The following is a 13,154-nucleotide window of genomic DNA, read 5'->3' on the forward strand; positions in this document are numbered from 1 at the left end:
CGGGACGTCAGACGCTGGCGACGCGGCGGCGCAGGGCCATGCCGGCGGCGACGCCGCCCGCGAGCGCGCCGGCGCCGGCGGCGGCCGGGATGCCGACGCGGACCGCTCGGCGGGCGGTGCGGAAGTCCTTGATCGGCCAGTCCCGCTCGCGGGCGACAGCCTTGAGACCGGGATCCGGGTTGATCGCGACCGGGTGGCCGACCAGAGAGAGCATCGGCAGGTCGTTGATCGAGTCGGAGTAGGCCCAGCAGCGGGACAGGTCCAGCCCTTCCCTGCCGGCGAGTGCCTGCACGGCCTCGGCCTTGGCCTGCCCGTGCAGCAGGCCGCCGACCAGCCGGCCGGTGTAGGTGCCGTCGCTGACCTCGCTGACGGTGCCGAGCGAGCCGGTGAGCCCGAGGCGCCGCGCGATGACGGAGGCGAGCTCCACCGGAGTCGCGGTCACCAGCCACACCCGCTGGCCGGCGTCGAGGTGCTGCTGGGCGAGGGCGCGGGCGCCGGAGTAGATCTGCTCGGCCATCCGCTCGTCGTAGATCTCCTCGCCGTAGCGGACGATCTCGGCGACCGACCGGCCGGCGACGAACGCGAGGGCGGTCTCCCGCGCGTCGCGCATGCCGTCGGGGTTCTCGTGGCCGCGCAGCCGGTAGGTGACGTGCTGCATGGCGAAGCGCAGGAGGTCACGGGAGTCGAAGAAGTCCCGCGCGGCGAGGCCCCGGGCGAAGTAGAAGATCGAGGCGCCGGCCATCATCGTGTTGTCGACGTCGAAGAACGCGGCGGTCGACTCGTCGAGCGGGGGTCGGGGGACCTCCTCGGCGGCGACCTTGAGCGCGGCGATCGCCGCCGCCTCGGCAGCAGCCTGCCTGGTCTCGGCCACACCTCTGCGTCGCACCCTCATCAGTCATCTCCATGCGCTCGGCGATGCGATGGGATACGGGCCGCTGCCCGCGTGCCATCACCATCCCGGTGGGGCGGGATCCGCACCGCTGTTCCTCGGCACGCCGCCAGACTACGGTGCCCTCCGGTCCCACGGCCGCAGGCAGCTCAGATGTGACCGCGCAAAAGTGCCGACCTCGCAACAATGGTCATGTGATCTCGGCGTGATCCGCAGGATCGCCGCATCGAGCGGGGCGGATCAGCTCGGCCCGGCGGCCGGCAGGATGCGGGCCAGAGAGCGCAGGGCGCGCAGCTGCAGCGCCCGGACGGCCCCCTCGTTGCGTTCCATCGCAAGCGCGGTCTCCCGCACCGACAGGCCTTCGAGGAAGCGCAGGGCGACGCACTCCCGCTGCTCCGGGCGCAGCCGGTGCATGGCGTCCAGCAGTGCGCGGTGGGTGAGCCCGGTGAGAATGGACTCCTCGGGGCTGGGGACGGCGTGGGTGGTGGCCCCGTCGGCGGCGGCGAGGATGTCCGCGGTCGGGATCTCGAAGCGCCGGCGGGCGGAGCGGGCCTGGTCGACCATGAGATTGCGCGCGATGGTGATGAACCAGGCGCCGATGTCGCGGCCCTGCCAGCGGAACGCGCCGATTGTCCGGAACGCCCGCAGGAACGTCTCGCTGACGACGTCCTCGGCGGCCGCCGGGTCGTCCAGGCGGTACTGCGCGTACCGAAAGACCAGGCCGGCGTAGTGGTCGTAGAGCAGGCCGAACGCGTCCGCGTCGCCCTGGCGGGCACGGGCGACGAGCGCGACCCGCTCCGGGTCGTGGCCAGTGGCCGCGCCGGTCGGGTCGGTCGCGTCGGTCAGGCCGGTCAGGCCGGCGGGCGCGGCGGTGCCCGGCAGCCGGGCACCGTCCACCGTGCCCTCGTCGGAGCTGGAGCCGGCCGGCCGGAGTGGCCGCGTACGGCCGCCCGGCGTCGTCGGGCCGGCGCCGGGCGCGCCGGCGGGCTCGACGACGGTCGCCGACGCCACGGGACGGGACGCGACGGCGGTCGGCCGGGCCGCGAGCACCTCGGCCCTCGCGGGCGGCGCCGGGGGTTGGCCGGCGGTCGTGCCGGGGGGCGCCGGAACTGTGAGTGGACGCGCCGACATCACCGTGGATGGCGGAATCGCCGAGGATGCCGGACGTGACGGGATGCCGGACGGCCCGGCAGCAACGGCACGACCGGCGCCCGCCATACCCGCGATGGGCGCCGCGGACCGCGTCGCGCGGCGGCGAGGCCGGCGGCGAGATCGGCGAGCGTGCAGTCGGTCACAGCCCGGACTCCGAAGGATGAGTCGCGACAGGACGGGCCCGCGGGCCCGGGGTGAGTGAGGGCTCGGGTAGCTGAGTGTAGCCGCATCGCGCACGCGCGGCAGTCAGAGATCGCGGCGGTGCCGGCCGGCGGCCACGCTCGGGCGACCGGTACCGCCACGTGCCGGACTTACCATCGTGAGATGGACGACGACGGGCCTGGGCCGGCGGCCTCCGCCGGTGCCGCGCGCATCACGCTGATCACCCGGGTGGGTTGCCACCTGTGTGACGACGCGCGCGCGGCGATCGTGCGGGTTTCGGAGCGGGAGCGGGTCGGATGGCGCGAGATGGACGTCGACGGCGATGCCGAACTGGCCGACGAGTACGGCGACCGGGTGCCGGTCATCCTGGTGGACGGACGCGAGCACGGTTACTGGCGGGTCGAGGAGGAGCGGCTGCGCCGTGCCCTGGCCGGCGGCCGGTGGTCGCTGCGTCCCTCGGGCGCCGGCTGATTCGTGCCGGGAGGCTTCCCGCGCACTTCGTGAATCCCTTCACGAAGTCGTACACTGCCCGACGACAGCCGACTTGTGATGCCGAACCCGGGATCCAGAAGGTCGGCTGGGCCACGGATTCGGGCCCACGACTGCGGGTGGAGTCGCGCGCCCGCGCAGCGGTGACGCGCGCCCAGAGATCGGAGCCGCGGATGAGCCAGCCACGGCGTCGCCCCGCGGTGATCAGGCGACGCACCCGCGGTGACGCGGCGGCCTCCGCCCGGGAAAGCGTGCCCGAGGCGACGGTGGCGCGGCTCCCGCTGTATCTGCGGGTGCTGACCGCACTGGCGGAGAGTGGGGTTCACACGGTGTCCTCGGACACCCTCGCCACGGCTGCCGGGGTCAATTCCGCGAAGGTCCGCAAGGACCTGTCGTACCTCGGCACCTACGGCACGCGCGGGGTCGGCTACGAGGTGGACGTGCTGCTCGACTGCATCGCGGCGCGGCTCGGCCTGACCGAGGACCGCTCGGTGGTGCTTGTCGGGGTGGGCAACCTTGGTCATGCTCTGGCCGGCTACGGGGGCTTCCACGCCCGGGGTTTCCGTATCGTGGCTCTGGTCGACGCGGATCCGAACCGGGTCGGCGAGCGGGTCGGCGACGTGATCGTGCGGCCTGTGGACGAGCTGGAGCAGGTCATCGCCGAGTGTGCCGTCACGATCGGGGTGATCTGCACCCCGGCTGCCGCGGCGCAGCTGGTGTGTGAGCGGTTGGTGGCCGCGGGGGTCACAAGCATCCTCAACTTCGCCCCCACGGTGCTTTCCGTGCCGGAAGGGGTGGACGTGCGTAAGGTCGACCTCGCCGTCGAACTTCAGATCCTGTCGTTCCACGAGGCGCGCAAGCGTCCCGCCCAGCCGCCCGAGTCGGAGCCCGCCCGGGCCGTACCTGCCGAGCGTGGTGGTTCGGACGGGGTGGCGCCCCGTGGCTCCTGGCCCGCCCGGGCCATGCCGGTGCGGGCGTCCTCACCGGTCGGGCGCGCCCCGCGCCGGCCGGCGGCCGCGCCGGCGAGCGACGCGGGGCCGGTGCCGCCGCTGCCCGCGACCGACCGCCCGCCGGGCGTGCTCGGTCCGGACGGCTCGGGCACACCCGGCGCGCAGGAGAGGGCGACGGGGACGAGGCCCGCCGAGGCGCGCGGATCCGCCGAGGCGCGCGGGCCCGGAGGGGTGGCTGGGGCGGTGCTGAGGTCGGACAGGGTGAGGACTGAGACGGATGGGGTCAAGCGGGTGACTCGTCAAGCCGGACAGACACGGCCGGCACCGGCGGTTCGTCAGGTCGGACCGGGGATGACGGGAGGAGAGATCGTATGAGCCTCCTGGTGGTGGGGCTCAACCACCGGACCGCGTCGACGTCGTTGCTGGAACGCGCGTCGGTCTCCCCGGCCGATACCCCGAAGGTCCTGCACGACCTGGTGGCGGCGGCGCACGTCGCCGAGGCGGTCGTGCTCTCCACCTGCAACCGCACCGAGATCTACGCGGAGGCCGAGACCTTCCACGGGGGCGTGGCGGACATCTCCGATCAGATCAGCCGCATCTGCGGCATCGATCTCGCCGATCTCGCGGCGCACCTGTACGTCCACCATGACGCACGGGCGGTCGGCCACCTGTTCTCGGTCGTCTGCGGGCTCGACTCCATGCTCGTCGGGGAGTCGCAGATCCTCGGGCAGGTGCGCGGCGCCTTCCGCGCCAGCCAGGACGCCGGCGTCGCCGGTGGCGGGCTGTCCGCGCTGTTCCAGGCGGCGCTGCGGGTCGGTAAGCGGGCGCACTCGGAGACGTCGATCGATGCCGCCGGTGCGTCCATCGTCGCCGTGGGAGTCCAGCTGGCCGCCGCGAGCCTCGGGATCCTCGGTGAGGCGCCGGCCGCGCCGGTGGCCGCTCCCGGGGCCGCCACGAGCGGGCTCGGGACCGGGCCCGAGCCGGTGGCGCCGGTCGAGGCGCCGCCGCTGGCCGGCGCCCGGGTGCTGCTCGTCGGTGCCGGGGCGGTCGGGTCGCTGGCGGCGCAGACCGTCCGGCGTGCCGGGGCGGCCGAGGTCGTGATCGCGAACCGGACGCCGGCGCGGGCGGCCCGGGTGGCCGAGATGCACGGCGGGCGGGTCGTCGGGCTCACCGACCTGCCGCACGAGATCACCATGGCCGATCTGGTGATCACCTCCACCGGTGCGGCCGGCCTCGTCGTCGACCACGACGCGGTCGCCGCCGCGCTGCCCGGTCGCGGCGGACGCCCCCTGGTCTTCCTGGACCTGGCGTTGCCGCACGACATCGACCCGGCCGTGCGGGACCTGCCCGGGGTGAGCCTCATCGACCTGGAGGCGCTGCGCGTCGCGCTGGACGGCGCGCAGGTCGCGCACGATGTCGAGGCGGTGCGCTCGCTCGTCGCCGCGGAGGTCGCGAGCTTCCTCGACCGGCGCCGGGCGGGGCGGGTGGCGCCGACGGTGGTGGCGCTGCGTGCCCATGCCGACGCGGTCGTGCACGGCGAGCTCGCCAGGTTGCGCGCCCGCATGCCTGACCTGGACGATCGGGAGTGGGATCTGGTGGAGGGCGCGGTCCGCCGCGTCGTCGACAAGCTGTTGCACGCCCCGACCGTGCGCGTCCAGCAGCTGGCCGGCGCGCCCGGAGGCGACTCGTACGCCGAGGCGCTGCGTGAACTGTTCGATCTACCGCGCGAGGTGCCCGCCGTGGTGTCCGCGCCCGATCTTGATCTTGTGGAGCGTTCGTGACGTGGATGGACCCGAGGATGACCGACACGGATCCGGCAGAGCGGGGCGCGGTGCTGCGCGCTCGGTATGCTGGACGCCGCCTGCGGTTGGGGACACGGCGCTCGGCGCTCGCGATGGCGCAGTCCGGCATGATCGCCGCGCGGTTGCGGCAGGAGGTCGGCTGCGACGTGGACCTGATCCCCATCGTGACCGAAGGTGATCGCTCATCGGCGCACATCAGCCAGATCGGTGGCACCGGTGTCTTCGTCAGTGCCCTGCGCCACGCACTGGCGGCGGACGAGATCGATCTCGCCGTCCACTCGCTGAAGGATCTGCCGACGGCGACGCCGGCCGGCCTGGTCCTCGCTGCCGTGCCGACCCGGGAGGACAGCCGGGACGTGCTCGTCTCGCCCAGTGGCCGGCGCCTCGGCGAGCTCGGGCCCGGCGCGCGGGTGGCGACCGGATCGCCGCGCCGCGCCGCGCAGCTGCGTGCCCTCGGCCTCGGCCTCGACGTCGTCGCGATCCGCGGCAACGTCGACACCCGGCTGAAGAAGGCGATCGACGGCGAGGTCGACGCCGTCGTCCTGGCCTATGCGGGACTGGCACGCCTGGACCGCCTCGACGCCGTCACCGAGATTCTCGAGCCCGAGATCATGCTGCCCTCGCCGGGCCAGGGAGCGCTGGCCGTCGAGTGCCTCGGCGGGCCGGATCTTCCCGTGGCCGGACCTGCCCGGGCGCTGATCGGAGCCGCCGAGGGTCCGGATGTGGGACGAGCCGGTGGCCAAACGTGGCCAGATCATGGTCACTCCTTCGATAGCGACCTTGCCGAGCTGCTACGGTTTGTGCTCGATGACGCATCGTCGTCCGTCGCGGTGAGAGCGGAACGCGCGTTCCTCGCCAGGATCGAGGCCGGATGCACCGCCCCGGTCGGCGCCCTGGCAGTGCCAGCGCCAGCGCCAGCGCCTTCGACGGACGCCGGCCCTGTGGCACCGGCCGGTGATGCGTCCCCCGCGGGTCGACTGCGCCTGCGGGCGGTCGTGGCCGCGCCGGATGGCAGCACCGTCCTCCGGCGGGACGTGACCGGGTCCGCCGTCGACCCGGAGGCGCTCGGGCGGCGCCTCGCGGACGACCTGCTGTCCGCCGGAGCACACTCGCTGATGGGAACTCGCTGAGCATGGCCACCCGACGCACGAAGAAGCCCGTCTCCCCGGTTGCCCTGGTCGGTGCCGGCCCCCGTGACCCGGGTCTGCTGACCGTCCTCGCGGTGGAGACCCTGGCCGCCGCCGACCTGGTGGTCGCCGACCCCGATGTCGCACCCGCCGTGGTGGAGAACCTCTCCGCCGAGGTGCTGCGGATCGGTGATCTGGAGGCGTCGAAGCCGGTCCGGGACGCCGAGGCGGCGACGGCCGCGGTGGTCAGCCGGGCCCGTGCCGGGGACAAGGTGGTCCGGCTCTACGCGTCGGATCCGTGGCTGACCCGGATCGGAGCCGCCGACGCCCAGGCGCTCGCGAAGGCCCGCATTCCCTACCGGGTCGTCCCGGGGATCCTCACCGGCGCGGCGGTCGCCACCTACGCGGGCGTCGCGCCCGGCTCGCCGATCACCTTCGCGACCACGTCCGGTGTCTTCTCCTCGTCGGGTTCGCTGCCCGCCCCGTCGCCGTTCGGGGTCGGCGAGCCGGTCGGCCCGCTGACGGGGCCCGCGTTCGGCGCAGGCAGGCTCGGTTCACGGCCGATGTCCGGTCTGGGCGGTGGCCTCGGCGTCGGCCTGGGCGGCGGCTTCGGTTCGCCGCTCGGTCTCGGCAGTCCGGGCTTCGGCGGCTTCGGCGCCGCGCCGACCTCGCCCGGGGACGTGGACTGGGCCTCGCTCGCGCAGACGCCGGGCACCCTCGTCGTCACCGCCGCCCCGAACGAGACGGGCAAGGTCGCGGCCGCCCTGGTCGAGCACGGCCGGCCGGGCGACACGCCGATCGCGGTGACCGTGGACGGCACGACGACCGACCAGCGCACGATCACCTCGACGCTGGACCGGGTCGAGGCCGATGTCGCTCCGCTGCTGGGCGCCACGCCCACGCCCATCACCCAGGTCGTGCTCGCGATCGGGCCGGTGGTCGCCAGCCGGTCGAAGCTGTCCTGGTGGGAGACCCGCGCCCTGTTCGGCTGGACCGTTCTGGTGCCGCGGACCAAGGAGCAGGCGGCGATCCTCTCCGATCTGCTGCGTGCGCACGGCGCGAGCCCGCTGGAGGTGCCGACCATCGCCGTCGAGCCGCCGCGCACCGCCGCTCCGATGGAGCGTGCGATCACCGGGCTGGTCTCCGGCCGCTACCAGTGGGTCGTCTTCACGTCGGTGAACGCGGTGAAGGCCGTGCAGGAGAAGGTCGAGGAGCGCAGCCTGGACGCTCGTGCGTTCGCCGGGGTCAAGGTGGCGGCGATCGGTGAGGCGACCGCGGACGCGCTGCGGACCTTCGGGATCCGCCCCGACCTGCTGCCCTCCGGCCAGCAGTCCAGCGAGGGCCTGCTGGAGGACTGGCCCGACTTCGACGAGTCCCTCGACCTGCTGGACCGCGTCCTGCTGCCGCGGGCCGACATCGCGACCGAGACGCTCGTCGCCGGCCTGAAGGAACGCGGCTGGCAGGTTGATGACGTCACCGCCTACCGCACCGTGCGCGCCGCGCCGCCGCCCGCGCCGATCCGTGAGGCGCTCAAGGGCGGGCGGGTCGACGCCGTCGTGTTCACCTCGTCCTCGACCGTGCGCAACCTGGTCGGCATCGCCGGCAAGCCGCATGAGACCACGGTGATCGCCGTCATCGGCCCGGCCACCGCGGCGACCGCGCAGGAGCTCGGGCTGCGGGTCGACGTGCAGGCTCCGGAGGCGTCGATTCCCGCCCTGGTGGGCGCGCTGGCCGAGTTCGCCGCCGAGCATCGCGAGGAGCTCGGCAAGATCGGGCCGCTGGCGGCCCGGTTGCCCAAGCCTCGCCGCGGCTCGCGGCGCTGAGCCTGGGGTCTGTCCGGTAGGTCGTCGTCGGGAGGTGCGAGACCGTTGAACGGTGTGCCAGGTCTGACCGCCGGGTATCCGAGCACGCGGCCTCGCCGCCTGCGGCGTTCGCCGGCCCTGCGCAGGCTGGTCTCCGGAGTCCGGATGCGCCCGGCTGATCTCGTCCTTCCGCTGTTCGTCCGGGAGGGAGTGGACCAGCCGGTCCCCATCTCGTCGATGCCGGGCGTCGTCCAGCACACCCGCTCGTCGCTGCTGAAGGCCGCCGTGGAGGCGGTCGAGGCGGGCGTGGGCGGGCTGATCCTGTTCGGCGTGCCGGCGGAGAAGGACGCGCGCGGCTCCGCGGCCGACGACCCGGCCGGGATCGTCCAGCTCGCGCTGTCCGACCTCGTCACCGAGGTGGGTGGCGACATCGTGCTGATGAGCGACCTGTGCCTGGACGAGTACACCGACCACGGGCACTGCGGCCTGCTCACCGAGGCCGGCGAGGTCGACAACGACGCCACCCTCGCCCGCTACGCCTCCATCGCGGTGGCCCAGGCCCGTGCCGGCGCCGAGGTCGTCGCGCCCAGCGGGATGATGGACGGCCAGGTGGGTGCCATCCGGGCCGCCCTGGACGGCGCGGGCTTCACCGACCTGCCGATCCTGGCGTACTCGGCGAAGTACGCCTCCGCGTTCTACGGCCCGTTCCGCGAGGCGGCGCAGTGCGCGCCGCGGTTCGGTGACCGCGCCGGCTATCAGCAGGACCCGGCGCGCACGGTCGGCGAGGCGCTGCGCGAGGTCGCCCTCGACCTGGCCGAGGGCGCCGACGCCGTGATGGTCAAGCCGGCGCTCGCCTACCTCGACGTGCTGCGTGCCGTGGCCGACGCCGTGGACGTGCCCGTCGCCGCCTACCAGGTCTCCGGCGAGTACGCCATGGTCGAGGCGGCCGCGGCCGCCGGCTGGATCGACCGCGAGCGCGCCATCACGGAGACACTCACCGCGATCGCCCGCGCCGGCGCGGACATCATCCTCACCTACTGGGCCGTCGAGGCCGCACGCCGGCTCACCGCCGAGCGCTGACCCACCCCTCGGCGCGCGCCTGACACTGGGCGGCCGATCGCCACGTCCCCAGTGGTTCGCCCGGCTCCGCCGGGCGGTCAAGGCCATGAGCTGACATTCGGTCGCGTCTCGAGTAGTGATCGTCGCGGTCGCGGTCGGTCGTGGCAGCGTTATGGCAACGTCGCGGAGGCCCGTGTCGCATAATACGGGCAAAACGGACGGGGAGCCGCGAGTTCGCGACACGGTGCCGCTGTCCCCCGCACGCGCTTCCCACTCGTGGGAAGTCGGCCCCTTCCTCGGTCTTCTGGCCGAGGCTGACACCGTCGACGATCAGGGTCCAAGGCGGGGGCGACGGGTGGGCGCGCGGGGGTGGGTACGTCCTGACGAAGGCGGCCGGGAGGGTCGCGAGCTCCCCCGCGGCTCGGCGCCGCACGTGCCGAATGTCGAACACATGTTCGGTATGATGGTTGGCGCGGGTTGGCGTTCGGCTGGTGGCGGGACGCCGGCGTCGGCGGCGCTGTCGTGCTGGCTCGATGGTGGTCGGTCGCCTCGCGCCTGGCGTATATGTGGCATTTGGTCGATATGCGGAGCGCGGGCGCGGTGGTCGAAGGTTGGTGGGCCGCGCTGGGGGGTGTTACGGGCGAGCGCGCGGGGGGTTGGCTGGCGGACCAGGTGCCCACGCTGCTCGGAGTGAGGCTCGCCGCTCCCTGGCTGCTACCCCCTGGGGGTAGTTGTTGACCATACGGGGGAGGGGTATTGTCCGCAGTGTCGGATGTCGAGTCCGACCCGAATGACCGTGGCTGACGAGATGAGGACCGTGATGACCACGACCGCCTACACCGTGACGGGCATGACCTGCGGGCACTGCGCCCAGTCGGTGACCGAGGAGCTGGAGAGGCTGCCGGAGGTGTCGAGCGTGACGGTCGACCTGGCGGGCAACCGGGTCACGGTGGTGAGCGGGCGCCCGATCGAGGACGGCGAGGTGCGCGCGGCCGTGACCGAGGCGGGGTACGAGCTCGTCGGGCGCATCTGAGGCGTACGGCGGGCGCCGCGAGGGCCGACCGCCGGGATCAGAAGGGCAAGGAGGGATCATGGCAGCCGCCCAGTCAGCCGAGCCAGCCCGGGTCGAGCTCGCGATCGGCGGGATGACCTGCTCGTCCTGTGCGGCGCGGGTGGAGCGCAAGCTCAACCGCCTCGACGGCGTCTGCGCGACGGTGAACTATGCCACCGAGAAGGCCACCGTCACCCTCAATGCCCCGGGCTCGGAGGCGGCCCCGCCGGTGACGGTGGACGATCTGATCAGGACCGTGCACGCGGCCGGGTACACCGCGTCCCGCCGTGCCGGATCGCCTCCTGCGGGCGCGGCACCGGAGGAGAACGAGAAGCCGGCCGCCGCGGCCGACAGCGCCGAGGACCACCGGGCCGACCTCGACGGCTCCGAGGAGCACGGCGCTGATCTGCGGGCGATGCGCCGCCGGCTCGTCGTGTCGGCGGTGCTGGCCGTGCCCGTGATCCTGCTGGCGATGGTGCCGGGCTGGCAGTTCGACTACTGGCAGTGGGTGAGCCTGGGCCTGACGATCCCGGTGGTCGCCTGGGGTGGCTGGCCGTTCCATGCCGCCGCCGCGCGCGGCGCGCGGCACGGCGCGGCGACGATGGACACGCTTGTCTCCCTCGGCACGCTCGCCGCCTTCGGCTGGTCGCTCTACGCGCTGTTCCTCGGCGGGGCCGGCGAGCCGGGGCTGCGCCACTCCTTCTCCCTGACCGGTGGCCTCACGGACGTCGGCACCGGTACCGGTACCGGCGGCGGTGGCGGAATGAGCGGCATGACCATGGGCGGCGGTGAGCCGGCCAGCGGTGGTGGCGCCGCCGAGATCTACCTGGAGGTCGCCGCCGGAGTGACGGTGTTCCTGCTCACCGGGCGGTATCTGGAGCTGCGGGCGCGGCGGCGCTCGGGCGCCGCGCTGCGGGCGTTGCTGCACCTGGGCGCGAGCGAGGTCACGGTGCGCCGGCCGGCCGGTGCCGTCGACGGGGCGAACGGTGCCGGCGGTGCCGGCGGTGCCGAGACCCGGATCGCGCCGACGGTCGAGGTGCGGGTCCCGATCGACGAGCTGCGCATCGGCGACGAGTTCGTCGTCCGGCCGGGCGAGAGGATCGCCACCGACGGGATCGTGCTCGACGGGATCTCCGCGGTGGACGCGAGCATGGTCACGGGCGAGTCGGTGCCGGTCGAGGTCGGTCCCGGCGACGCGGTCATCGGCGCGACCGTCAACGCCGGCGGGCGGCTCGTCGTGCGGGCCACCCGGGTCGGCACCGACACCCAGCTGGCCCGGATCGCCCAGCTCGTCGAACAGGCGCAGAGCGGCAAGGCGCGGGTGCAGCGGCTGGCCGACCGGATCTCCGCGGTCTTCGTTCCCGTGGTCATGGTCGCGGCGCTGCTCACCCTGGGCGGATGGCTGCTGAGCGGGCGGCCGGCGACGGACGCCTTCACCGCGGCGGTGGCGGTGCTGATCATCGCCTGCCCGTGCGCCCTGGGACTGGCCACGCCGACGGCGCTGCTCGTCGGCACCGGGCGTGGCGCACAGCTCGGCATCCTCATCCGAGGGCCGGAGATCCTGGAGTCGACCCGCCGGGTCCAGACCGTGCTGCTCGACAAGACCGGCACGGTGACCACTGGGCGGATGCGGGTCGCCGCCGTGCGCCCGGCGCCGGGGGAGAGCGCCGACGAGGTGCTGCGGATCGCCGGCGCGGCGGAGGACGCCAGCGAACATCCCATCGGGCGGGCGATCGCGCAGGCCGCGCAGGCCGCGCAGGCCGCACGGGTCGCCGGGTCGCCGCTGCCGCCGGTGGCGGACTTCGCCGGCGACGCCGGGCTCGGTGTGCGTGGCACCGTCGAGGGTCGCGCGGTGCTCGTCGGCCGCGAGCGGCTGTTCGCCGACCTGCCCGGCCCGCTCGTCGAGGCCCTCGCCGCCGAGCGTGCGCTGGGGCGCACCGCCGTCGTGGTCGGCTGGGACGGCACCGCGCGCGGCCTGGTCAGCGTCGCCGACACGGTTCGCCCCACCGCCGCCGCCGCGGTCGCCGACCTGCGTCGGCTGGGGCTGCACCCGATGCTGCTCACCGGTGACTCCGCCGCCGTCGCCCGGGCGGTGGCCGCCGAGGTCGGTATCGCCCCCGACGACGTGATCGCCGAGGTGCTGCCCGAGGACAAGGTCGCGACCGTCCGCCGGCTGCAGGGCGAGGGCAGGGCCGTGGCGATGATCGGCGACGGGGTCAACGACGCCGCCGCGCTCGCCCAGGCCGATCTGGGCCTGGCGATGGGCGGGGGAACCGACGCCGCGATCGAGGCCTCCGACCTCACCCTGGTCAACGCCGATCCGCGCCTCGCCGCCGACGCCATCCGGCTGTCCCGGGCCACCCTGCGCACGATCCGCGGGAACCTGTTCTGGGCCTTCGCCTACAACCTCGCGGCCCTGCCGCTGGCGGCCGCCGGGTTGCTCAACCCGATGATCGCGGGTGCGGCGATGGCGTTCAGCTCGGTGTTCGTGGTGACGAACAGCCTGCGGCTGCGCCGGTTCGGCGCCACGGTGTCAGCGGCCTCGCCGCTGCCGGCGACGCTGGCGGCCAGCCGGCCGGCGGTCCTCACCCGGAGCCCCTGAGCCGCCAGCCGCTGAGCCGAGTCTGCCGGTCCACGGGGGTGAACCAGTCGTGAACGGTCGTCGGCCGGC

10 protein-coding genes are annotated in these 13,154 nt (G+C 74.2%); 8 read left to right on the plus strand and 2 right to left on the minus strand.

Annotation, left to right across the window (positions count from 1 at the left end; genetic code table 11):
- Positions 1-7 precede the first annotated feature (7 nt).
- Both AC6EXY_RS22435 and AC6EXY_RS22440 read right to left on the minus strand, forming a co-directional pair.
- On the minus strand, positions 8-892 hold the full coding sequence (locus AC6EXY_RS22435; RefSeq protein WP_101833394.1) for an HAD family hydrolase: 885 nt from the start codon (positions 890-892) through the stop codon (positions 8-10).
- Positions 893-1,129: 237 nt separating this feature from the next.
- On the minus strand, positions 1,130-1,939 hold the full coding sequence (locus AC6EXY_RS22440; RefSeq protein ID WP_243407846.1) for a sigma-70 family RNA polymerase sigma factor: 810 nt from the start codon (positions 1,937-1,939) through the stop codon (positions 1,130-1,132).
- A 426-nt stretch (positions 1,940-2,365) separates the two neighbouring features.
- Between AC6EXY_RS22440 and AC6EXY_RS22445 the strand changes: the two genes are divergently transcribed.
- From AC6EXY_RS22445 to AC6EXY_RS22480, 8 genes are all read left to right on the plus strand, one after another.
- Positions 2,366-2,674, plus strand: a complete 309-nt coding sequence (locus tag AC6EXY_RS22445) for a glutaredoxin family protein (RefSeq protein WP_101833395.1) — start codon at positions 2,366-2,368, stop codon at positions 2,672-2,674.
- A gap of 191 nt (positions 2,675-2,865) precedes the next feature.
- The gene (locus tag AC6EXY_RS22450) at positions 2,866-4,017 is read left to right on the plus strand and encodes a redox-sensing transcriptional repressor Rex (RefSeq protein WP_499818050.1); all 1,152 of its coding nucleotides are present in this window, start codon (positions 2,866-2,868) and stop codon (positions 4,015-4,017) included.
- Positions 4,014-5,423: a glutamyl-tRNA reductase gene (locus AC6EXY_RS22455; RefSeq protein WP_101833396.1), complete on the plus strand. Its 1,410-nt coding sequence runs from the start codon at positions 4,014-4,016 to the stop codon at positions 5,421-5,423. Before AC6EXY_RS22450 ends, AC6EXY_RS22455 begins: the two co-directional genes overlap by 4 nt.
- Positions 5,424-5,440: 17 nt before the next feature.
- Positions 5,441-6,574, plus strand: a complete 1,134-nt coding sequence (gene hemC, locus AC6EXY_RS22460) for a hydroxymethylbilane synthase (protein WP_243407848.1) — start codon at positions 5,441-5,443, stop codon at positions 6,572-6,574.
- Positions 6,575-6,576: 2 nt separating this feature from the next.
- Positions 6,577-8,394 (plus strand): bifunctional uroporphyrinogen-III C-methyltransferase/uroporphyrinogen-III synthase, encoded by a 1,818-nt coding sequence (locus AC6EXY_RS22465; protein ID WP_101833398.1) that lies wholly within the window; start codon positions 6,577-6,579, stop codon positions 8,392-8,394.
- A gap of 45 nt (positions 8,395-8,439) precedes the next feature.
- Positions 8,440-9,453 (plus strand): porphobilinogen synthase, encoded by a 1,014-nt coding sequence (gene hemB / locus AC6EXY_RS22470; RefSeq protein WP_101833399.1) that lies wholly within the window; start codon positions 8,440-8,442, stop codon positions 9,451-9,453.
- A gap of 799 nt (positions 9,454-10,252) precedes the next feature.
- Positions 10,253-10,465 (plus strand): heavy-metal-associated domain-containing protein, encoded by a 213-nt coding sequence (locus AC6EXY_RS22475; protein ID WP_101830003.1) that lies wholly within the window; start codon positions 10,253-10,255, stop codon positions 10,463-10,465.
- Positions 10,466-10,523: 58 nt separating this feature from the next.
- Positions 10,524-13,085: a heavy metal translocating P-type ATPase gene (locus tag AC6EXY_RS22480; protein WP_499818049.1), complete on the plus strand. Its 2,562-nt coding sequence runs from the start codon at positions 10,524-10,526 to the stop codon at positions 13,083-13,085.
- The last annotated feature ends 69 nt before the right edge of the window (positions 13,086-13,154 follow it).

This window comes from Frankia sp. RB5, assembly GCF_059816245.1.